This is a genomic window from Mesorhizobium sp. C277A (assembly GCF_040324395.1).
Lineage (GTDB): Bacteria > Pseudomonadota > Alphaproteobacteria > Rhizobiales > Rhizobiaceae > Mesorhizobium.
This window is the reverse complement of sequence record NZ_JAMYVW010000002.1, coordinates 5,224,636-5,245,194: the sequence shown is the minus strand read 5'-3', so window position 1 is coordinate 5,245,194 and position 20,559 is coordinate 5,224,636. Positions and strand designations below refer to the sequence as shown.

At 61.1% G+C, this 20,559-nt stretch carries 20 protein-coding genes and 1 tRNA gene; 12 read left to right on the top strand and 9 right to left on the bottom strand.

Features of this window, described 5'->3' with window-relative positions; translation table 11 throughout:
• Positions 1-140: 140 nt before the first annotated feature.
• From NKK52_RS25945 to NKK52_RS25935, 3 genes are read left to right on the top strand one after another with little or no spacing between them, the layout of a single operon-like run.
• Entirely contained in the window at positions 141-935 is a 795-nt protein-coding gene (locus NKK52_RS25945; protein ID WP_023681363.1) for a PD-(D/E)XK motif protein, read from the top strand.
• Positions 932-2,464: an AIPR family protein gene (locus NKK52_RS25940; protein WP_352630157.1), complete on the top strand. Its 1,533-nt coding sequence runs from the start codon at positions 932-934 to the stop codon at positions 2,462-2,464. Before NKK52_RS25945 ends, NKK52_RS25940 begins: the two co-directional genes overlap by 4 nt.
• Positions 2,465-2,472: 8 nt before the next feature.
• The gene (locus tag NKK52_RS25935) at positions 2,473-3,000 is read left to right on the top strand and encodes a hypothetical protein (protein WP_352630155.1); all 528 of its coding nucleotides are present in this window, start codon (positions 2,473-2,475) and stop codon (positions 2,998-3,000) included.
• A 260-nt stretch (positions 3,001-3,260) separates the two neighbouring features.
• Here the strand turns inward: NKK52_RS25935 and NKK52_RS25930 are convergent, their stop codons facing one another.
• The 3 genes from NKK52_RS25930 to NKK52_RS25920 form a co-directional block, all read right to left on the bottom strand.
• Positions 3,261-3,758, bottom strand: coding sequence for a hypothetical protein (locus NKK52_RS25930; RefSeq protein ID WP_023681361.1), 498 nt, complete (start codon positions 3,756-3,758; stop codon positions 3,261-3,263).
• An 870-nt stretch (positions 3,759-4,628) separates the two neighbouring features.
• A tRNA-Arg gene (locus tag NKK52_RS25925) sits at positions 4,629-4,705 on the bottom strand.
• A 195-nt stretch (positions 4,706-4,900) separates the two neighbouring features.
• Positions 4,901-6,433, bottom strand: coding sequence for an ATP-binding protein (locus NKK52_RS25920; protein ID WP_023672265.1), 1,533 nt, complete (start codon positions 6,431-6,433; stop codon positions 4,901-4,903).
• 368 nt (positions 6,434-6,801) lie between these two features.
• On the opposite strand from NKK52_RS25920, the gene rpmH reads away from it, so the two are divergent.
• The 6 genes from rpmH (at position 6,802) to yihA (ending at position 11,655) form a co-directional block, all read left to right on the top strand.
• The gene (gene rpmH, locus NKK52_RS25915) at positions 6,802-6,936 is read left to right on the top strand and encodes a 50S ribosomal protein L34 (RefSeq protein WP_008833937.1); all 135 of its coding nucleotides are present in this window, start codon (positions 6,802-6,804) and stop codon (positions 6,934-6,936) included.
• A 16-nt stretch (positions 6,937-6,952) separates the two neighbouring features.
• The gene (gene rnpA, locus NKK52_RS25910; protein WP_023681360.1) at positions 6,953-7,306 is read left to right on the top strand and encodes a ribonuclease P protein component; all 354 of its coding nucleotides are present in this window, start codon (positions 6,953-6,955) and stop codon (positions 7,304-7,306) included.
• A gap of 14 nt (positions 7,307-7,320) precedes the next feature.
• Positions 7,321-9,135 carry a membrane protein insertase YidC gene (gene yidC / locus NKK52_RS25905; RefSeq protein ID WP_023681359.1) on the top strand — a complete coding sequence of 605 codons (1,815 nt, stop codon included), beginning with the start codon at positions 7,321-7,323 and terminating at the stop codon, positions 9,133-9,135.
• Between the two features lie 340 nt (positions 9,136-9,475).
• On the top strand, positions 9,476-10,042 hold the full coding sequence (locus NKK52_RS25900; protein ID WP_023673244.1) for a fasciclin domain-containing protein: 567 nt from the start codon (positions 9,476-9,478) through the stop codon (positions 10,040-10,042).
• 318 nt (positions 10,043-10,360) lie between these two features.
• The gene (locus NKK52_RS25895) at positions 10,361-10,999 is read left to right on the top strand and encodes a CatB-related O-acetyltransferase (protein WP_023681358.1); all 639 of its coding nucleotides are present in this window, start codon (positions 10,361-10,363) and stop codon (positions 10,997-10,999) included.
• Positions 10,996-11,655, top strand: coding sequence for a ribosome biogenesis GTP-binding protein YihA/YsxC (gene yihA / locus NKK52_RS25890; protein WP_023673242.1), 660 nt, complete (start codon positions 10,996-10,998; stop codon positions 11,653-11,655). The genes NKK52_RS25895 and yihA overlap by 4 nt, the downstream gene beginning before the upstream one ends.
• 66 nt (positions 11,656-11,721) lie before the next feature.
• On the opposite strand, the gene NKK52_RS25885 is transcribed toward yihA, so the two are convergent.
• A complete protein-coding gene (locus NKK52_RS25885) occupies positions 11,722-12,465 on the bottom strand; it encodes a TetR/AcrR family transcriptional regulator (protein ID WP_023681357.1) in 744 nt (247 codons plus the stop codon).
• 146 nt (positions 12,466-12,611) lie between these two features.
• Between NKK52_RS25885 and NKK52_RS25880 the strand changes: the two genes are divergently transcribed.
• Entirely contained in the window at positions 12,612-13,793 is a 1,182-nt protein-coding gene (locus NKK52_RS25880) for an HlyD family secretion protein (protein ID WP_023681356.1), read from the top strand.
• Between the two features lie 21 nt (positions 13,794-13,814).
• A complete protein-coding gene (locus NKK52_RS25875; protein WP_352535254.1) occupies positions 13,815-15,416 on the top strand; it encodes a DHA2 family efflux MFS transporter permease subunit in 1,602 nt (533 codons plus the stop codon).
• Positions 15,417-15,508: 92 nt separating this feature from the next.
• On the opposite strand, the gene NKK52_RS25870 is transcribed toward NKK52_RS25875, so the two are convergent.
• From NKK52_RS25870 to NKK52_RS25850, 5 genes are all read right to left on the bottom strand, one after another.
• Entirely contained in the window at positions 15,509-17,056 is a 1,548-nt protein-coding gene (locus NKK52_RS25870) for an FAD-dependent monooxygenase (protein ID WP_352630151.1), read from the bottom strand.
• Between the two features lie 154 nt (positions 17,057-17,210).
• Positions 17,211-17,711 carry a peptide-methionine (R)-S-oxide reductase MsrB gene (gene msrB, locus NKK52_RS25865; RefSeq protein ID WP_023681354.1) on the bottom strand — a complete coding sequence of 167 codons (501 nt, stop codon included), beginning with the start codon at positions 17,709-17,711 and terminating at the stop codon, positions 17,211-17,213.
• 210 nt (positions 17,712-17,921) lie between these two features.
• On the bottom strand, positions 17,922-18,479 hold the full coding sequence (locus tag NKK52_RS25860) for a fasciclin domain-containing protein (protein ID WP_023681353.1): 558 nt from the start codon (positions 18,477-18,479) through the stop codon (positions 17,922-17,924).
• Positions 18,480-18,701: 222 nt separating this feature from the next.
• Complete coding sequence (locus tag NKK52_RS25855; protein ID WP_023673235.1) at positions 18,702-19,424, bottom strand: anti-sigma factor; 723 nt, start codon at positions 19,422-19,424, stop codon at positions 18,702-18,704.
• Entirely contained in the window at positions 19,421-19,960 is a 540-nt protein-coding gene (locus tag NKK52_RS25850; protein ID WP_023673234.1) for a sigma-70 family RNA polymerase sigma factor, read from the bottom strand. Before NKK52_RS25850 ends, NKK52_RS25855 begins: the two co-directional genes overlap by 4 nt.
• 147 nt (positions 19,961-20,107) lie before the next feature.
• On the opposite strand from NKK52_RS25850, the gene NKK52_RS25845 reads away from it, so the two are divergent.
• Positions 20,108-20,530 (top strand): amidase, encoded by a 423-nt coding sequence (locus tag NKK52_RS25845; protein ID WP_245270238.1) that lies wholly within the window; start codon positions 20,108-20,110, stop codon positions 20,528-20,530.
• Positions 20,531-20,559: the final 29 nt, after the last annotated feature.

Genomic DNA, 20,559 nt, shown 5'->3' with positions numbered 1-20,559 from the left:
AAAGGTCGACACGCGCCGGGTCGATGCCAAGGGCAAGTGGGATTTCTTCTGGGCAGTGATGCCCCGGGCCGATGTAGCCTTGGCTCTTCAATTAACGGAATTGCCCAAGCCGGTCCCTGACTTGCCAAAGCTCAAGAGCCTTGAAATCAAATTTCAGACCTTGCCGGGAGGCCCTATCCTTTACATCAGGGCTGAAGGACAATGCGCAACTCGAACTGTTCGAGACGCTGTGCCGGGATGTCGTGGCCGCATGTGAACAGGCAGAAACCGAAGCGAAGGCACTAGGACAGGCCATCGGGCGGACTTTTCGTTGGCATTACCTTCTGCGGGGCGGAAAGGCCGAGGTTCTTTCCGATGAGGCCCAGAAAGGTCTGATTGGCGAGTTGGAAATCCTGAAACGGGTAATCACCGGGCTTGGACCCAAGGCAGCGCTGACCGCTTGGAGTGGACCTGCCGGGGCACCAAAGGATTTCGAATTGAAATCCGACTGCATCGAGGTCAAGGCGCGTCGTGGCGCCTCGCAGCCTTACGTGAAGATATCAAATGAACATCAACTTGCCGATGTCGCGGATCGGCGGCTCTGGCTTGCGGTCTTGGCCGTAGACAAGGTTCAAAGGCCACATGGCAAGACATTGACCGAGCTGGTCGCTGAGATCACGAGTTTCTTGGAGGTCTCGGAGCCGTCGAGCATTCTGGACTGGGATTTGCATCTTGCCGATGCCGGATTCGACTCCCTGCACGACTATGCATCATCGAGGTGGATCGTGTCGGTCCCTGATTTCCATGCTGTCACCTCCGATTTTCCGCGCCTCGCGGCACCGGTTCCGCTGGGCGTATCAAATGTCACATATTCACTGTCGCTTGCGGCCTGCGCGCCGTTCATGACCGAAACCAAGGCTGTCGAGGCAAAGTTGTTCGAGAACCCCCACCTATGACAGTGCTTGACGAGTATCACCAGAACCTGATGGCCGATATCAGGCGCGAGGCTGATGCCAGTGGTGTCATGATGGTCGAGGCCTTCTTCGACCGAATGGCTGAACGGCTGACGGAAGCGGGCGAACTGGAAGTGGCAGACCGAGCATTTTACCAGAATGGCGAAGGCGGCCAGAAACTGCGGATCGACGGCTATGCCGGGGACCCACGTGATTGCGAGGGCGTCCTGGGCCTGATCGTCTGTGACTTTGTCGAGTCCGACAATGTCAGGACCTTCGGAAAGTCGGATGCTCCGACCATCCTCAATCCGTTGATCCGCTTCCTTAAGAAGGCACGGACCGAAGAATTTCGGGATGCCTTAAACGAAGTCAGTGCCGCCTTTCAGGTTTCGGACCTGATCATCACGACTTGGTCTCAAATTACCAAGGTCAAGCTGATCCTGATCTCAAATCGGCATTACATCGGCCGTGATGATGCGGTGAAGCTGGCAGACGCCGGTGACGTTCCAATCACCTACTCGGTCTGGGACCTTGCTCGTTTCGAGCGCTTCGACCGCTCAGGTCAGGCGCGCGAAGATATGGTCATCGACTTCGCGAAGGACTTCGGCGGACCACTGCCGGCACTGAAGGCGTCGCAGGCGGGGGCGGCATTGGAAAGCTATCTGATGATCGTGCCGGGGCAGCAGCTTGCCGACATTTACGACAAATGGGGCGCGCGACTGCTGGAGGCGAATGTCCGGTCGTTCCTTCAGGCTCGGGCCAAGACCAACAAGGGTATCCAGACCACGATCAGGACGGAACCGGAATTGTTCTTCCCCTACAACAACGGGCTATCTGCCACAGCCAACGATGTGACCTGCGTCCAGACGGCGGAAGGGCTGGCTGTGGCCTCGATCAGCAACCTGCAGATCGTCAACGGGGCGCAGACCACAGGATCGATTCATGGCGGGCTGAAGACAGCCAAGGACCAGCTTCCCCAGGTCTTTGTGCAGATGAAGCTGACCGTGGTGCCGCCCGACAGGTCCGAAGAAATCGTCCCGAAGATCTCGGAGTACGCCAACACTCAAAACAAGGTAAACGCTGCGGACTTCTTCTCTAATCATCCGTTCCACGTAGCCATGGAAAAGTTCTCGCGTGACGTTATTTTCGCCTCGAAAGAGGGCGAACGACATGACAGCAAGTGGTTCTACGAGCGTTCGCGTGGACAATACATAAACGCCCGAGCCAAACTTACAGCCGCGCAGCAGAAAAAGTTTGATCTGGAATTTCCGAAGACGCAGCTTTTCAGCAAGACTGATCTTGCAAAGTTCGAGTTTTCTGCCACCGGCCGCCCCCACGTGGTCTCAAAGGGTGCCCAGAAGAACTTTGCGGAATTCGCAAAGGAGATCGGTGAAGCGTGGAGCAAGAGCGACGTCAAGTATGATGAACTCTGGTTCAAGCGGTTGATTTCGAAAGCATTGATCTTTCGCCAGCTCGAGTCCCAAGTCCCTAAACAGACATGGTACGGGGGGGCTATCGTGCAAACATCGTAACTTATGCCATGGCCAAGGTCTTTCATGATGCCAACGACGAAAAGCAGGTTCTAGACCTTGATGTCATCTGGCGACGGCAGTCGGTGCCCGAACCGCTGGTTCGTGCATTGATGATCGCGGCTGCTGAAGCGCACAATGCGATTACGCACCCGCCCCGAGGCGTACGCAACATGTCGGAATGGGCAAAACAACAAGCCTGCTGGAACGGCTTGAAGTCACGAAAACTGGCTTATGATGAAGATTTCGACAGCTGCTTGGCGCCGATCGACGAAGCCAAAACCACTGCACGCGAGGCGCGCAGCAATAAGGTTCTGACTGAAGGAATAAATGCTCAGGCTGAGGTCGTGACACTGGGAGGTGAATTCTGGAATGGCGTGCTTGGTTGGGGTCGCGAGCGCAAGCGTCTGACCCCCAACGAGTTGCAAGTCTTGCAGGTTTGCTCGTCTATCCCGCGGCGATTGCCAACCGACTTTCAATCAAAGCTGGCGCTGGCTGTCTTGGAGCGGATGAAGGCCCAAGGTTTTGTTGGCCAATAAGTCCTAAGGGCGCACCCGGTGGTTTGGGCTCGGGCAGATAGCATTGGTGACCTCCAAGCTCTTCTGATCCGAATGTATGAAAAATTAAGGAGACCTTACCCCGAGCAGAAGTGTCCAAGTTGCACTTTTGGAATTCGCCGAAGGTTCGGTTCCGAATTTAGACAATCGAACGACCTGAAACAGAATTCATAATTCTGTTTCAGGTTTTCCTAGCCAGTTGTGTCGAGCCCCGTCAAAGCGCCCGACGGGGCCCGATGAGATCAGGAGCGGCCCAGCGCCTTACGGAAGCTGCGATAGGTCAGCTCCGTCACCTCGGCAGTGTGATCGATGTAGTTTCCATCGTCATCCCAGATCCCTTCGTGCTTATTCCAGTCGATGAGATAAGCGGAACCATCGCCTGTGATCGTCTTTGAACGACGGGTTAGTCCACCCCAGACACCTGTAAGCTCGGTCGTTTTCACACCGATTGCCTTGGCCACATCAGCCAACTGAAACCTACGGCTGTTGCTGTCGGCGATCACGTCGATCGCCTTCCGTGTTTTCGCACTACAGCCCGCATAAAACTCGCGTGCCTGACCTGGCGACAGCTCGACAAAATGCTCGTCCTCCACTTCTGAACTCGGGTCGGTCGATTGGCTTGCTGTGGGCACATCAACAGTGGGCGATCGCCCGCTGATGATATTGAAGAGCAGATCCTGCTCCTGCTTTGATAGAGACTTCAGGTGGTCTGACGTGATAAAGATACCGCTGGTGTTCATGGTTTTCTCCTGAGCTGCCAACAAACGAGAACGAACCGGCTCGAACCATCGTTCGTCCTCGAAGAGATAGATAGACGATGAACGACCATGAATCAAGATGATTCATGGTCGTTCATTAAATTGTTTTTGGTATGACCTGCCAAACGGCATCTAGTATTCTGTTTCAATGTCCGAACTGATCGCCCCAAGGGCCGCCGTGTTTATCTCGCCGGCGCCGTGCGCGCTGCCCTCCTCACGGCGGCCGCCAACGCGTCGCGCGAGGTGCGTTCCTTTTGCGAGGTTTTGAACTTCGCCGGCTGCCGGATTTCCGAGGTTTGGCACTCAGCATGGCTTGGGCGACCAAGCATTGGTGTTCGAGACGCTCAAAAAGCGCCTTGGCGTTGTATCAGGGCCGCTGCTGTACCGCCTAGCATGGCCGACCAACGAGGCCCGCAGGGGCCGTGGCGACCCCTTCCCGTGGAATGGAGCCGCACGATGCTTGGCGTGACCCGCGAATAGGCAATCGCCGTAGGAATGCCTGCCTAGGCGCGCATTTATTTCCCGACACAGCCGGTGCAAGATATCGAGACAACGGCTGGCGTCAGCAAATGCACTATACGATAGGACGAGGAGTATGTACCCCGTCGGCCTACCCCGCCCCCCCGTCCAATAGGGGGTGGGGTGCCCCAAGGACGCGGCGCGCGGGAAATTTAAAGCGCACCGATCTAGGACCGCCTCCCTACTTGGGCCACGCTCGATGTAAACGCTCGCTCAAAGCGCACTCGCCGCTTAGCCTAGGCTGTCTCCGCTTCCATATCGCTTCCGGCTATGCGCGCGTTGGAAGCAAGGTTAAATAAGCTGGTAAAATGCTCTGACAGATCACGAGCTTAATGGCGCGCCCGAAGAGATTCGAACTCCTGACCCCCAGATTCGTAGTCTGGTGCTCTATCCAGCTGAGCTACGGGCGCGCAACAGGCCATGCTTTACATAGCCCCGCTAACCGATCCTGACGACCGGCCGCGACAAGACGTGTTCCCTAGCGACTGAATTTCCGAAAAGCAAGCCAATCCGGCAAAAGTTTTGTCGCAGCTGCTTTCGACGGTGCCGATCAAAGGGGTGCTGAGATTCAGCTCAGTCCGGCTTCGGCTGAATATCAATACAGCTCAGGCAGGGCGGCGCAGGCCGTTGCGGGCCTGGTCGAGGCGGACCGGCTGGTCGGGGATGGTGACGGCGAAGGTGGTGCGGCCGCCGATCGATTCGACCAGTTCCACCGTGCCGCCATGGGCGCGGATCAGCTCGTGCGCGATGGCCAGGCCAAGGCCGGTGCCGCCGCTGCGGGCCGAGCCTCGAAACGCCGCGAACAGGTTTTCTCGCGCCTTCGCCGGCAGGCCGGGACCGGTGTCGGTGACAATGATGCGGCTTACGCTGCCTATGCGCTCGGCCGATACGGCGAGCCGGCGCACCAGCGCGCTCTCGGCGTCGGCCGCCATCGCCTGCACCGCGTTTCGGCACAGATTGGTGAGCACGCGAAACAGCTGGTCGGAATCGGCATCGACCTCGAAGGCGAGCTCGACGGCATTGACGAATTCGATGCCGTCCTCGATGTCGAGCAGGCCGTGGACGTCGTCGACCAGCTGGCGCAGCCGCAAGCGGCGGCGTGAGGGCGCCGGCTCCTGCGTGCGACCATAGTGGAGCACACCTTCGGAATAGGAGACGGCGCGGTCGAGCGCGCGCAACAGCTTTGGCGCGAAGGCCTGCACCGTCGGGTCCTTGACCAGGCGCAGGCGGTCCGACATCAGCTGCGCCGAGGCCAGGATGTTGCGCATATCATGGTTGATCTTGGAGACGGCGAGGCCAAGATCGGCAAGATGCTTCTGCTCCGACAGCATCTTTTGCAGCCGTTCCTGCATCTGCGACAGTTCGCGCTCGGCAACGCCGATCTCGTCGGCACGGGCGGCCGGGTGGATGATGCGCCCTGGATCGTCGGGCGCCTCGGAAAAGGACAGCATCGAGCGCGTCATGGTGCGGATCGGGCCGATCATGATCAGGTCGATCGCGGCATAGACCAGCATTGCGGTGAACAGCGAGATCAGCAGCGAGACGAAGGCGACGTTGCGCGAATAGCGCAGCATGGCGTTGCGCAGGGAATAGTCGGGCATGATCAGCTCGAATTCCTTGTCGCTGTCGCCGACCGGGCCGAACACCCGCAGCATGCGCTTGCCGCCGAAGAACAGCGTATCCAGCGCCCCGGTCATGCCCTTGATCATGCCGACATTGGCGATGTCGATATGCTCGTCGACCTGCGGCGGCATCTCGGCCACCACCAGCAGGCGCGATACGCCGCCGTCGCGCACCGCGATCGCCTTGGCGCCGATTGCCATCAGCACGTCGTTCTGGGCGGCGCGGGAGAGCGAATTGGGCTCGCCCTGCACCAGCACGATCGACACCGCGGCAGCGGTGCTTAGCCGCTCCTTCAGCCAAGCCAGGCGGTAGCTGGCGATCCAGGGCAGGAAAATGAGGACTTCGGCCAGGAGCACGAAGACAATGGTGAGCAAGAGCAGCTTGGTCGACAGGCCGCGCGCCAAGGGCACTGAACGATTGGGCACCGAACGGCTCGCAACCGGGCGAACGGTCGCCGGGCTGGCATCGGCTGTCGCCGGGCCGCTCCCTTCATCCGCTGATGCAACTTCGCTCATTAAGGCCTGTCTTCACAAACGCTTGATCGGTTGAGATTAGGTGATTGCGGCTTTTTTGCCAATTTCATCCTTCGTTGGACGATGGTGCCAGCAATAAAGATAGACTCGAACTGGGTGTTCGCGCCGCGACGAACGGGGTGTCGCGTCGTGACGAACTGGCAGTTCGCACTGCGACGAACTCATAGTTCGCGCTGCGACGAACTCATAGTTCGCGCTGGATTGACTCCCAAAACCCTTCTTTCTATAAGCCGCTCACGCTCGGGCCATTCGTCCCGGCGCGGTTTCGATCGCGCCAATGCCGGCCCGGCAAAGCTCCTGTTACACAGTGACAGAATCAAGAAGGGCCGCACCCCGCGGTATTAAAACAAATGAAGCGTACCTACCAACCGTCCAAACTCGTCCGCAAACGCCGGCACGGTTTCCGTGCTCGCATGGCCACCAAGGGTGGTCGCGGCGTCGTCGCAGCTCGCCGCAACCGCGGCCGCAAGCGGCTCAGCGCCTGAACGGAAGACGAGATCGTTGCCCGCAACCGGCAAGCCAGTGGGACCAAACCCCAAGCGGCTTCTGAAACGTGCGGAATTCCTGGCCGTCCGCCGCGGTGAAAAGCGGCGCGGGCGGCTTTTTCTCGTTGAAGTTCTCGACCGCAAAGACGGTCTGCCGCCGCGCGTCGGCTTCACCGTCACCAAGAAGGTCGGCAATGCGGTTGTGCGCAACCGCGTCAGGCGGCGGCTGAAAGAAGCCGTGCGCACCCATGCCGCAAGTGACATGGCGCCCGGCAATGACTATGTCATTGTCGGGCGTGAAGACGTGCTCACCATTCCGTTCGGCCACTTGAAGGCCGAACTCTCCCGCCGTCTCAGCGGAACACGATAGGCCAAGGGCTTTCGATGGAAAATAACCGGAACTTCTACATCACCATCGTCTTGTCGGTGCTGATCCTCGGGCTGTGGCAATATTTCTATGTGCTGCCGCGGAGCGAACAGCAGCGCGAGGCGGCCCGCATCGAAGAGCAGCGGGCGGCGGAGCAGAAGAAGGCGGCCGAGGCCGCCAATCCCGGCGGCACGCCGGCGCCCGCGGCGCCCGGCGCCATTCCAAACGCGCCCGGCACCTATGTCACGACGCCGGAAGGCCGCGCGCAGGAAGTGGCCAAGACGGCCCGCGTCAACATCGACACGCCGAGCCTGTCGGGCTCGATCAACCTCACCGGCGCCCGCCTCGACGACCTAAAGCTCAAGCACTACACCGAGACGGTCGACAAGACATCGCCGCAGATCCAGCTGCTCAATCCGCAGGCGCTGCCCACCGGCTATTATGCCGAGATCGGCTTTGTCGGCAGCGACACGACCGGCACGGTGCCGGGCCCGGAAACGGTCTGGAGCGTCGACGGCAATGCGACGCTGACGCCGGCGACGCCAGTGACGCTGACCTTCACCAACGACAAGGGCCTGACCTTCAAGCGCACGATCTCCGTCGACGGCGACTACATGTTCACCGTTTCCGATGCGGTGCAGAATTCAGGCTCGACCCCCGTCACGCTGTCCAATTACGGCCGCGTCATCCGTTTCGACAAGCCGGCCGTCGCCAGCTCCTATGTGCTGCATGAAGGCCTGATCGGCGTCACGGGAACCGAAGGCCTGCAGGAGCACAAATACGCCGACATCGAGAAGAACAAGCTCTATACGCCGAGCAAATCGACCGATGGCTGGCTTGGCATCACCGACAAATATTGGGCGGTCACCCTGGTGCCGACCGAGAAGCAGCCCTTCCAGCCGCACTATGCCTATTACGACAATGGCCGCCCGCGCTACCAGTCGGACTTCCTCACCGACCCGATCACCATTGCCGCCGGCCAGTCGGCGACGGTCGAGACCGAGATCTTCGCCGGCGCCAAGGAAGTCAACAAGATCAACGCCTACGCCCAGGATCGCCAGATCAGGCTGTTCGACCGGCTGATCGATTGGGGATGGTTCATCTGGATCACCAAGCCGATGTTCTACCTGATCGACACGCTGTACAAATTCTTCGGCAATTTCGGTCTGGCCATCCTTGCCACCACCGTCGTCGTCAAAACCCTCTTCTTCCCGCTCGCCAACAAATCCTATGCGTCGATGGCGAACATGAAGAAGGTGCAGCCCAAGATGCTCGAGATCCGCGAGAAATACGCGGACGACAAGATGAAGCAGCAACAGGCGATGATGGAGCTGTACAAGACCGAGAAGATCAATCCGCTCGCCGGCTGCTGGCCGGTGGCGCTGCAGATCCCGGTGTTCTTCTCGCTCTACAAGGTGCTCTACATCACCATCGAGATGCGGCACGCGCCGTTCTTCGGCTGGGTCCAGGATCTGGCCGCGCCCGATCCGACCTCGGTCTTCAACCTGTTCGGCCTGCTGCCCTTCGCGCCGCCGGCATTCCTGCCGCATATGGGCGCCTGGGCGGTGGTCATGGGCATCACCATGTTCCTGCAGATGCGCATGAACCCGACGCCGCCGGATCCGACGCAGGCGCAGATCTTCACCTGGATGCCGGTGATCTTCACCTTCATGATGGGCAGCTTCCCGGCCGGCCTCGTCATCTACTGGGCCTGGAACAACACGCTGTCGATCCTGCAGCAGGGCGTGATCATGAAGCGCCAGGGCGCCAAGATCGAATTGTGGGACAATCTGACGGCATTGTTCCGAAAGAAACCCTCGCCAGCTGAATAAACAGCGTGGCAATCAAAGCCCCGGCTCGTCCGGTGTTTTTTGTGGACGAGGCGCGCATCACGTTCCCGTGAGGCGCGAAACTTGCGGCGTGCAACCGGCGTGGCTGCTGCTTGTACCGCCAAGGCCGATCAACACCGATCAGCTCTAATCCGAAGACCGCTGTTTTTGATCCGTGACCCCGTCATGTCCATCGCGGGGATGCGGCGCGTGGAATGGGCATTCGCCTTTAAATATTTGTTATCATTATCCTTTTTTACTCTGCACCGAAACTTTCCCGCAATCGCCGCGTAACTCTTCCCGACAATCGAATCAACAATTGTCGCACCAGAAGGGTTCTCCAATGGCAAAGTCCATCCTCAAGGCATTCTGCTTTTCCGCCGGCCTGGCTCTATCGGGCCTCGCAGCTACGACGGCCTATACGCTCGCCAATCCCGCCGTTGGCGGCGCTGCGATGCTGACCTCGAAGAACATCGTCGAGAACGCCCTCAACTCGCCGATCCACAAGACGCTGGTTGCCGCCGTCAAGGCCGCCGGCCTGGTCGACACGCTGGAAAGCGCGGGACCCTTCACGGTGTTTGCGCCGACCGATTCCGCCTTCAAGAAACTGCCGGCCGGCACCGTCGCCACGCTGGTGAAGCCCGAAAATAAGGACAAGCTGACCAAGATCCTGACCGCCCATGTCGTGGCCGGCAAGATCTCGGCCAAGGATATGATGACCAAGGCCAAGGCGATGGGTGGCAAGTATGAAATGAAGACCGTCAGCGGCGACACGCTGATCGCCGAGGTAAAAAAAGGCGCGCTTTATATCGTCGACGAATCCGGCGGCGCCGCCAAGGTAACGGTCGCCGACGTCAACCAGTCGAACGGCGTCATCCACGTCGTCAACAAGGTGCTGTTGCCGAAGTAACGGCTTTACGCAACGGGGAATGACGGCGGGCTGCGACGGGCTTTCTCGGTCTGCCTTCCCTACCTCACGAGGAGGTGCCATTCTTTTGAAGCCGTCTTCGACACCACCGGGGTCCTGCTTGTCCTTCGCAGGGCCCCGTTTTTTTTGTTTCAGGGCGCCTTAGCCGACGGCGGCGGTCGACCTGATCGTGATCTGCCGCGGCACGAACTGAACATCGAAGCCCAGCAGGGCTCGCTCATCGGGCGATTGGTGCTATAGGGCGGATCACGCCATCTCGAATGGCGGCTTTAATTTGCGCCACTCTCGACGGATCTCGCCATGGACGGACCCAACCCAGACATCAAACACCCGATCCCGATGCACACCCGCGTCGGCTTCCTCAAGCCCCTGGTCACCGCGCCGAATATCGAGATCGGCGAGTTCACCTACTATGACGATCCTGACGGACCGGACAAATTCGCCGAGCGGTGCGTGCTGCATCATTATCCCTTCATCGGCGACAAGCTGATCATCGGCAAGTTCTGCGCCATCGCCGAGGGCGCGCGCTTCATCATGAACGGCGCCAACCATGCCATGTCCGGCTTTTCCACCTATCCGTTCAACATTTTCGGCCATGGCTGGGAGCAAGGCTTCGACCCGAAGACGTGGTCGCAGGAACTGCGCGGCGACACGGTGGTCGGCAATGATGTATGGATCGGCATGGATGCGGTGATCATGCCCGGCGTGTCGGTCGGCAATGGCGCCATCGTGGCGGCGAAATCGGTGGTGACGCATGACGTGCCGGCCTATGCGATCGTCGCCGGCAATGCGGCAAAGGTGGTGAAGATGCGTTTCGACGACAGGACGGTCAGGCGGCTGCTTTCCGTGGCGTGGTGGAACTGGCCGGTGGACAAGATCGGCCGCAACCTCAACGCCATTCGGGGCGCCGATATTTCCAGGCTGGAGGCAGCGATTTGAACGCGCTGGGCAACACCGTCATCGGAACCGACCTGTTCACCAAGGGGTGGATCTTCATCCGCGGCGTGCCGGCGATGAAGTTCCTGCCGCCGGAGGGGCCGCCGGAGATCGCCTTTGCCGGCCGCTCCAATGTCGGCAAGTCGTCGCTGATCAATGCGCTGGTCGGCCATAACGGGCTGGCGCGCACCTCCAACACGCCGGGGCGCACGCAGGAGCTCAACTATTTCGTGCCGGGCGGGTTTTCCGGCGAAGGCACCGACTTGCCGCCAATGGCGCTGGTCGACATGCCGGGCTACGGCTATGCCAGCGCGCCGAAGGAAAAGGTGGACGATTGGACCAAGCTGGTCTTCGACTATCTCAAGGGCCGCGTGACGCTGAAGCGGGTCTATGTGCTGATCGATTCCCGCCATGGCATCAAAGCCAAGGACGACGAAGTGCTGTCGCTGCTCGACAAGGCGGCGGTGTCCTACCAGATCGTGCTGACCAAGACCGACAAGATCAAGGCCGCCGGCGTGCCGCAGCTGATCGAAGAGACATTACTGAAGATCAAGAAGCGGCCGGCGGCGTTTCCGTTCGTGCTCGCCACGTCGTCGGAAAAGGGCGAGGGTCTGGACGAACTGCGCGCGGCGATCGTGCTGGCGGCCAATGGCGGTTAAAAGCAACTCCGGGAAAAGTGTGAAGCGGTTTTCCGTCCGGAGTTGCGAAAAAAGACCTTTGGCTAACTAGGCCTTTGCCTTGGACTTCGCCTCGAGCGCGATCATCTGGTGGCTTTCTTCCTCGGCAAGCTTTTCAGTGCCGTAGGACTTCAGGAACAGGCTGACGCCCGACCGCACGATGTGGTCGATTTCATCCTGGCTCGGCGCCTTGGTGCGGTAGGCGAAGATGCACTGGCGAAACAGGCCGGCGAGGCACAGTTCGGTGAATTGATAGGCGGCAAGATCGACATCATCGATCTTGAGCAGGCCGCGTTCGATGGCTGCATTGAGGAACTTGACCACCTTGTCGTGGCCGCGTTTGGGGCCACGTTCGTAAAACCGCGCGCCCATGTCCGGTATCCTGTCGGAGGCGCCGATCACGGTGCGTTGCGCCTGGATGACCTTGGCCGAGGTGATCTTCATCGACAGCACCTTGCCGAATTTCACCAGCGTCTGGCGCAGATCGTCGGCGCGGTCGAGCATGTCGTACATGTTCTTGAAGATGGTGCCGCGCTCTTCCTCGATCAGTGCCTCGAACAGCTCTTCCTTGTTGGCGAAGTAGACATAGATCGTGCCCTTGGAGACGCCGGCCTCGCGGGTAATGTCGTTCATCGACGCCGCTTCGAAGCCCTTGTCGATGAACACGCGCCGCGCGCCTTCGATGATCTGGCTGCGCTTGACCGGATCCTGGCCCGCCGCCGGGCGGCCGCGACGCGCACTATCCAGCACATCGCACGGATCATTTTCGACGTCGGGTAACGTGTCGGCCATTAAAGTCACACCTCGCGAAATAATTCGAACCGAGCGGTTCGATTGCTCTTGATATGGGCCTGCTTTAGCGCTATGTCAACGTTCGCATCGAACCGAACGGTTCAGTATAATACATTTTCCTTATGTAGCTACGGTAGCGAGATATCATGTCCTCGAACACGCCAACCACCGCCGAAGTCCGCCCCTTTCCCAACGCCAAGGTCTCGCCGGCTATCGAAGCGCCGGAAGCGCCGATCAAGCCTGCCGCCGAAGTTTTGGCCGAGGTGCCGGCCAAGAAGAAGCGGTCGGCTCGCTCGTTCATGCTGCCGATCATCGGCCTCGCTCTGCTCAGCGCCGGCGCCTGGTATGGCTATAATTACTGGACGGACGGCCGGTTCCTGATCTCGACCGACGACGCCTATGTCCAGGCCGACATGTCGTTCGTCTCGCCGAAGATTTCCGGCTATGTCGATCAAGTCAAGGTCTCGGAGAACCAGCAGGTCAAGGCTGGCGATCCGCTGCTGACGATCGACGACGGCGACTACAGAATAGCCGTTGCCCAGGCGGAGGCGCAGATCGCCACGCTGGCCAAGACGCTCGACCGTATCGACGCGCAGACGAAGGCGGCGCAAGCTTCGCTGCAACAGGCGCAGGCGCAGAAGGTCGCCGACCAGGCGGCAGCCGACAACGCCGCTCGCGCCCAGCAGCGCGCCGCGCAACTGGTCAAGACGCATGTCGGCACACAGGCGCAACTGGACGATGCCCAGACCGCTCTCGACCAGGCCAATGCAGCCCTCGTCGGCGCCGACGCGCAGATTGCAGCCGCACAGGCCAATATCGGCGTGTTCGAAGCGCAGCGCGCCGAATCGGCCAGCACGCTGGCTTCGCTGCGGCTGAACCGCGACAAGGCCGCGCGCGATCTGTCCTTCACCGTGCTCAAGGCGCCTTATGACGGCGTCGTCGGCAACCGCTCGGTCGAGCAGGGCGACCTCGTCAGCCCCGGCCAGAAGCTCGCCGTCGTGGTGCCGCTGGACAAGCTCTACATCGTTGCCAACTTCAAGGAGACGCAGCTGGCCAAGCTGGTGCCCGGTGAGAAGGTGCGGGTCTCGGTCGACGCCACGGACGGCCATGATTTCGAAGGCACGGTGTCGTCGCTGGCGCCGGCTTCGGGTGCGGTGTTCTCGCTGCTGCCGCCGGAAAATGCCACCGGCAACTTCACCAAGGTGGTGCAGCGCATCCCGGTTCGCATCGACGTGCCGGCCGATGTGCTGAAGGCAGGCAGGCTGCGCGCCGGCCTGAGCGTCGTCGTCGCCGTCGACAGCCGCACGGCTCCGGCTACGACGAACTGAGCGAAAGCCGGGAGCAACGCCATGGCAACCGCAACCATAACTGCAGGAGCGGGGCCGGCGCCTGCCATGCCGGCGGTACCGACGACCATCTCGACGCGCCGCCTCATCGCCTTCCTGGCGATGGTGTTCGGCATGTTCATGGCGATCCTCGACATCCAGATCGTCTCAGCCTCGCTGGCGGAGATCCAGGCCGGCCTCAGCGCCAGTTCCGACGAAATCCCATGGGTGCAGACCGCCTATCTGATCGCCGAAGTGGTGATGATCCCGCTGTCGGGCTTCCTCAGCCGGATGCTGTCGACGCGCGTGCTGTTTGCAGGCGCCGCGGCCGGCTTCACGGCGGCCAGCGCGCTGGCCGCGACCGCCACCAACATCGACCAGATGATCGTCTACCGCGCCATCCAGGGCTTTATCGGCGGCGGCATGATCCCGAGCGTTTTCGCCGCCGCCTTCACCATCTTCCCGCCGTCGCGCCGCGCCATGGTGTCGCCGATGATCGGCCTGGTGGCGACGCTGGCGCCGACCATCGGCCCGACCGTCGGCGGCTATATCAGCCATGCCATGTCGTGGCACTGGCTGTTCCTCATCAATGTCATTCCAGGCATTCTGGTGACGGTCACGACCTGGACCCTGATCGATTTTGACAAGCCCAATCTCGGCCTGTTCAGCAAGTTCGACTGGTGGGGCCTTGCCGGCATGGCGGCGTTTCTCGGCTGCATGGAATATGTGCTCGAGGAGGGTCCGAACCATGACTGGCTGCAGGAACAGGCCGTGTTCATCTGCGCCATCATCATGGTTGTCGGTGCGGCGCTGTTCTTCTGGCGTGCCTTCACCGCCGAGGAGCCGATCGTCGATCTCAGGGCCTTCACCAACGTCAATTTCGCCTTCGGTTCGCTGTTCTCTTTCGTCATCGGCATCGGCCTGTACGGTCTGACCTATCTCTACCCGGTGTTCCTCGGGCGCATCCGCGGCTACGATTCCATGATGATCGGCGAAGCCTTGTTCGTCAGCGGCCTGGCGATGTTCGTCACTGCGCCGATTTCCGGCATCCTGTCGAGCAAGATGGATTTGCGCATCATGATGATGATCGGGCTGTTCGGCTTCGCTGCCGGCACATGGTGGATGACGCATCTGACCGCCGACTGGGATTTCTGGGAATTGCTGATCCCGCAGATCCTGCGCGGCAGCTCGATGATGCTGTGCATGGTGCCGATCAACAACATTGCGCTCGGCACCTTGCCGCCGGACCGGCTGAAGAACGCGTCGGGCCTGTTCAACCTGACCCGCAACCTCGGCGGTGCGGTCGGCCTTGCCGTCATCAACACCGTGCTGATCGATCGCAGCGCCTTCCACTACGCCAGGCTGGCCGAGCATGTGGAATGGGGCAGTGCGGCGGCGCAGACCAAGCTGCAGAACATGACGCTCGACTTCCAGCAGACTCCCGGCCTCGACGCCACCAAGGCGGCGATCTCCAAACTGTCGGGCATGGTCCAGCAGCAGGCGTCGCTGCTGTCGTTCATGGATGTGTTCACCATGCTGACCGTGCTGTTCGCGACCATGGCGGTCTTCACCCTGGTCATCGCCAAGCCGGCGCCGCCCGCGGGCAGCGGCGGCGGAGGCCATTGAGCGCGCCGGACCCCCCGCCTGGCGCGCTCATGTGTGACCCCGGAAATCACCCCCGATTTCCGGGGTCACCCTTAAGCATCGATCGTTATCACCTATGCCGCGGCAGACGGCCCAAACCATTTGGTCAGCGAGTCGGTTAGCCCGGCTGCTTCAGGGCCGCCGACCCAGGCCACATAACCGTCAGGCCGGACCAGCACTGCGCGTGGGGCTTCGACTGCCCCCAGCACCGGAAGCTCCCATGCGCCATCGTAGCTGGCGTCGACCAGCTGAATCCGCTCCACCCACTGGCCGATACCAAAAGCGCCGGGCTCACCAAGATTAAGCAGCAGCGGCCGAGCGTCGTGCAGCAGGGCGAAAACCGGCAGCGGACCGGCAGCGGTGACGAGGTCGAGATCCGGCATGCGACGCCCCAGCAGCGGATGCCCCTCGCCAAGATCGTAGTGGATGTCCAGGCCGGACAACATGCCGGCAAAACGCTTGCGCGGCTCTTCCATGCCGAGAAGTTCCGACACTGTATCGCGCAGCGCCTTGGTGCGCTCGTCTTCGCGACGGAGCACGACCGACGCCATGGTGTTTTTCATCACACGCGCGGCAATCGGGTGGCGCTCTGCCTGGTAGCTGTCGAGCAGGCTTTCGGGCGCAGTTTTCCTGACCACTTGGGCGAGCTTCCAGCCCAGATTGACCGCGTCCTGCACGCCGGTCTGCAGCCCCTGTCCACCGTCCGGTGGATGCACGTGCGCGGCGTCGCCTGCCAGCAGCACCCGCCCCTTGCGGTATGAGGCTGCCTGCCGGGTCATGTCGGTGAAGCGGGCCAGCGATGTTGGATTGTGGACGCCGTAATCGGTGCCGTAGACGGCAATGAGCGCCTCGCTGAGCTCATGCAATGTGGGCACGCCGCCGGCCCCGACCTCGCGTTCGGTCACCAGCACCCGCACCGTACCGTCTTCCAGTCTGCTGAGGCCGTGAATTCCGATGGCATCGCGGTGGATACCCCATTGCGGCTCTTCCGTTACCTCGATCTCGGCGATCAAATTGCTGGTTGTCGGCTCGGAACCGGGGAACTCGATGCCCGCCGCCTTGCGCACGAGGCTTCTGCCGCCGTCGCAGCCGACGAGATAATCGGCACGAAGCGACCCGCCATCGCTCAGCGCGACATCGACGCCGCCGCCATCCTGCACCAAGCCTGTCACCTCGCGGCCACGGTAGAACGTGACGCCAAGCTCCTCGACCCAGTCAGCAAGGATGCGCTCTATGTGCTTTTGCCACAGCGCCAGCCCGTAATTGTGGCGGGTGGGGAAGTCGCTGATATCAAGCGAAACGCCGACGAAGCCTGCGACCTGTGCGGTCTGGCCTTGCGACAGGAACCGATCGGCAATGCCGCGCTGGTCGAAGATCTCGATGGTGCGCGAATGCAGGCCGCCCGAGCGCGCGCCGGCGAGGTCCTGGTTCTCGCGCCGCTCGACGATGGCGACATCGATGCCGGCCAGGGAAAGCTCGCCGGCCAGCATCAACCCGGTCGGGCCGCCGCCGGCGATCACCACGGAATGGGATATTCGCGGCCGGTCCGCATCAACACCGTCGGTCGATTTGGCGGTCGATTTGGGCTCGCCGTCGCGAGCCCGTGCTTCAGTTCGTTGCATAGGTTCTGGCCCTCTCGTTAAGGGCTGCGGAATCTACGCATAAAAAGCCGTCTGCCAATTCTTGAAGTTGACTGTTTTCGCCCCATTTCAAGAGATAGGAGGCGGTCGTCACACCGGCGCCAAATCCCCAATCCCGCTAAAAGACGCCGAACGGTCAGGCAGTGGCCGGCTTGAAGCTGAGCGCCACGCCGTTGATGCAATGGCGCAGGCCGGTGGGTGCGGGACCGTCATCGAAGACATGGCCGAGATGACCGCCGCAGCGGCGGCAATGGACCTCGGTGCGGGTCATGCCCAGCGAACGGTCCTCGGTCTTGCCGACGGCGTTGGCAATCTCTTGCCAGAAGCTCGGCCAGCCGGTGCCGGAATCGAACTTGGTCTCCGAGGAATAGACCGGCAGGTCGCAGCCGGCGCAGGCGAAAATGCCCTTGCGGTGCTCGTTGAGCAGCGGGCTGGTGCCGGGATACTCGGTGCCTTCCTTGCGCAGCACGTTGAAGGCTTCATCCGACAGGATGGCGTGCCACTCGACGTCGGTCTTGGTGACCTCGAAGGTTTCAGCAGCTCTGGCGGGTTGGGGTCCGCCCATGCGCAGCGTTGCCACCGCGCCGGCAAATGCGGCAACGGCGACGCCACTCAAAAGCAAGTCGCGACGGTTCATGACAGAAATCCTCCTGCGGGTTGTTTTGCCAGATTTGGCCGCCACTGGAAAATCAAAAGCCGGTGACGGTTGCCCTGCAAACGAACGCTCCACACCGGCTCCGCGCTTGTTGCGGACGGGATGGAGCGCTCGGTCGTTTGCTCGGCCCACGGGGGCGGGGCCGCGCAATCTGCAGGAGCTTACCGCCTGTTCGTCGGCGGCAGGGCTTTGTTACATCTTCGGCAGCAGGACCTTGTCGATGACGTGGATGACGCCGTTCGACTGCTCGACATCGGCGATCGTCACATTGGCGACATTGCCGTTCTCGTCGGTCACGGTGACCTTGCCGCCGTCAGCCTTGAGCGACAGCTCGCAGCCGCCGACCGTCTTGACCTTATGGGTGCCGCCATCGGCCTTGGCCATCGAGGCGACATCGGCGCCCATCGCTTTAGCGCCGATGACATGGCAGGTCAGGATCTTGGTGAGCTTGTCCTTGTTCTCGGGCTTGAGCAGCGTCTCGACCGTGCCAGCCGGAAGCGCGGCGAAGGCCTCATTGGTCGGCGCGAAGACGGTGAACGGGCCTGCGCCCTGCAGCGTCTCGACCAGGCCGGCAGCCTTGACGGCGGCGACCAGCGTGGTGTGGTCCTTCGAATTGACGGCGTTCTCGACGATGTTCTTGTTGGCGTACATGGCGGCGCCGCCAACCATCGGATTCTCGGCATAGGCGATTGTGGCGAGGGCGGAGACGGCAATGGTACCGGCGAGCAAAAGGGTGGCGATTCTACGCATAGTGTTCGAACTCCTCGGGGTTATTGTTTCCTCTTTCGGAACATGAGGAGATACGAAATAGAACTGCCTGAGTTTCCGCGCGCCGGGAAAAATTTCCTTTATTTTGTCGACGAATTAATCTCCGGAGATCGAACCTCTAATCTCCAGCAGCGTATCCAAAACGAAAACAGCGGAAGATGTACTTCCGCTGTCTTCATTGTGACGTCATGGTTTTACGATTTATCAGATGCCCTTCAGGTCGCCCGCGGCAACGACCGGTCCGGTCGGCTGTCCGGTCGTCGAACCGCCCGTCGGCTCGACGCTGACGGCAAGCACGGCGCCTTGCGCCAGCTTCTGCTGCACTGCCGGGGTAACCGGAATGTGCGTGACCTGGCCGGCGGGAATGACACCCATCGAGACCGGCGCATTCTTGCCTTCGATCATCCACAGTTCGAAGTCCTTGCCGGCGGCGCGTTCGCCCGAAACCAGCGACAGGCCGACATCGCGGCGGGAAGCGTCGTAGACGACGAGGTATTTGACATCGCTGCCTTCGGCAGCCAGCGAGGCGACGAGGCGCTCCTGCGGCACGACGACCGGCGACCTGACGTAAGGCACGGCGACATAGAGCACCAGGGCCGCGAGAGCCGCTGCGGTGAGGCCGCGCCAGAAGCTAAGGCTGGACCACAGGCTGCCGCTCGGGGCCGTCGTCGACGCCGCGGTGGAGGAGAACAGCCGGCGATCGATAGCCGGCTTGATGGTGGCCGGCGGCTCTACCTCAGCATAAGCGGCAGCCATCGGCGAGAGATTCACTTCCCAGGAATCGACGAGACGGGCAAAGCCGGTCTCCGCGTCGATGCGTCCGGAGGCTATCTGGCGCTCATCCGCCGGCAGCACGCCGAGAACGTATTCGGCTGCGAGCAGGTCGTCGCCTCCACGTTCCGGTCCATTTTCTTCTGCCAGGGTCATCTTTCCAGACATTCTCTAAGTTTCAACAGGCTGCGGCGCAGCCATGTCCGCATCGTGTTGAGCGGAACCTTGTGACGTTCCGCGAGCTCGGCGTAACTTTCGCCGTTCAAATAAGCACCCCGAACGGCTTGCGCCCGGTCTTGTTCCAACTCTTCAAGGCACTGATAGATGCGCTCGGATTCACCGCCCGCAACAACCATAGCCTCTGGCCCCGGACCGGGGTCAGCCACGTCGAGCGCGGCATCGATATCGGCAGCGGGCTTGCGTCGCGACCGGATGCGATCAATCGCATGATTGCGTGCTATGGCCACCAGCCAGGAGATTGGGCTTAGATCGGAAACAGCGAAACGGTCCGCCTTCGTCCACACTTTGACGAAGACCTCTTGCAGCGCTTCTTCCGCATCTCCGCGATCCTTCAATACACGAAGGCACACGCCGAAAAGTTTCGCACTGGTTTGCCGGTAAAGCAGATCGAACGCAGTCCGATCCTTCATCGAGGTCCGGACAATCAGGGTGGAGATATCCTGCGGCGTCATACGGACAAGCTAAGCGATCACGATTTATTTGCAAAGGCAGAAATCTTGTTGTCCACGCAAACGATGTCCGCGCCCGATCGCCAGTAATCGCCGGTCGGTGCCAAGGAAATCGGCTGTCGTTAGCCTCCCGCAGAAAGGGGAACAGCAATGTCGGCCGAACAGATGCTGTGGGAGAACGATGCAACCGGCTTGGCGGAGCTGGTGCATAGAGGCGAGATCTCGCCGCCGGACCTTGTCGATGCTGCGATCGCGCGCGCCGAGGCAACCCGATCATTGCGCATCCGCCGCTTGCCTGAGGCGCCATGGACCCGAAGGGGGCCGCGAGCTCATCGAAAACCTGCTCGACAAATTGCATTTGACCCGTCTCTTGGAGATCAGATCCCTGTTTGGGCAATTGATGGACAAGAGCCTGTGGTTCACCACTGGCCGGCGATCCAGAATGGCCTGCCGCTCGACATCCAGGGCGTCGGCCGCCCCGGCGACGAGCAGACGTTCTTGTCGCTCGCCGCGCAGATGGAGAAGATTTCCGGCTGGCTGACGCGGCGGGCGCCGCTCAAGGTGCCGGCCTGATCCGGCAGATTTCATCATCGTGATAGCAA

Excerpts from the sequence above, each read along its gene's own strand:
- NKK52_RS25940 (WP_352630157.1), top strand. The coding sequence starts at position 932 with ATGACAGTGCTTGACGAGTATCACCAGAACCTGATGGCCGATATCAGG.
- NKK52_RS25875 (WP_352535254.1), top strand. The coding sequence starts at position 13,815 with ATGGCAACCGCAACCATAACTGCAGGAGCGGGGCCGGCGCCTGCCATG.
- NKK52_RS25850 (WP_023673234.1), bottom strand. The coding sequence starts at position 19,960 with ATGACGCCGCAGGATATCTCCACCCTGATTGTCCGGACCTCGATGAAG.
- NKK52_RS25885 (WP_023681357.1), bottom strand. The coding sequence starts at position 12,465 with ATGGCCGACACGTTACCCGACGTCGAAAATGATCCGTGCGATGTGCTG.
- NKK52_RS25860 (WP_023681353.1), bottom strand. The coding sequence starts at position 18,479 with ATGCGTAGAATCGCCACCCTTTTGCTCGCCGGTACCATTGCCGTCTCC.
- NKK52_RS25935 (WP_352630155.1), top strand. The coding sequence starts at position 2,473 with ATGGCCAAGGTCTTTCATGATGCCAACGACGAAAAGCAGGTTCTAGAC.
- NKK52_RS25870 (WP_352630151.1), bottom strand. The coding sequence starts at position 17,056 with ATGCAACGAACTGAAGCACGGGCTCGCGACGGCGAGCCCAAATCGACC.
- NKK52_RS25895 (WP_023681358.1), top strand. The coding sequence starts at position 10,361 with ATGGACGGACCCAACCCAGACATCAAACACCCGATCCCGATGCACACC.
- NKK52_RS25900 (WP_023673244.1), top strand. The coding sequence starts at position 9,476 with ATGGCAAAGTCCATCCTCAAGGCATTCTGCTTTTCCGCCGGCCTGGCT.
- rpmH (WP_008833937.1), top strand. The coding sequence starts at position 6,802 with ATGAAGCGTACCTACCAACCGTCCAAACTCGTCCGCAAACGCCGGCAC.
- NKK52_RS25930 (WP_023681361.1), bottom strand. The coding sequence starts at position 3,758 with ATGAACACCAGCGGTATCTTTATCACGTCAGACCACCTGAAGTCTCTA.
- NKK52_RS25845 (WP_245270238.1), top strand. The coding sequence starts at position 20,108 with ATGTCGGCCGAACAGATGCTGTGGGAGAACGATGCAACCGGCTTGGCG.
- NKK52_RS25855 (WP_023673235.1), bottom strand. The coding sequence starts at position 19,424 with ATGACCCTGGCAGAAGAAAATGGACCGGAACGTGGAGGCGACGACCTG.
- yidC (WP_023681359.1), top strand. The coding sequence starts at position 7,321 with ATGGAAAATAACCGGAACTTCTACATCACCATCGTCTTGTCGGTGCTG.
- NKK52_RS25880 (WP_023681356.1), top strand. The coding sequence starts at position 12,612 with ATGTCCTCGAACACGCCAACCACCGCCGAAGTCCGCCCCTTTCCCAAC.
- msrB (WP_023681354.1), bottom strand. The coding sequence starts at position 17,711 with ATGAACCGTCGCGACTTGCTTTTGAGTGGCGTCGCCGTTGCCGCATTT.
- NKK52_RS25920 (WP_023672265.1), bottom strand. The coding sequence starts at position 6,433 with ATGAGCGAAGTTGCATCAGCGGATGAAGGGAGCGGCCCGGCGACAGCC.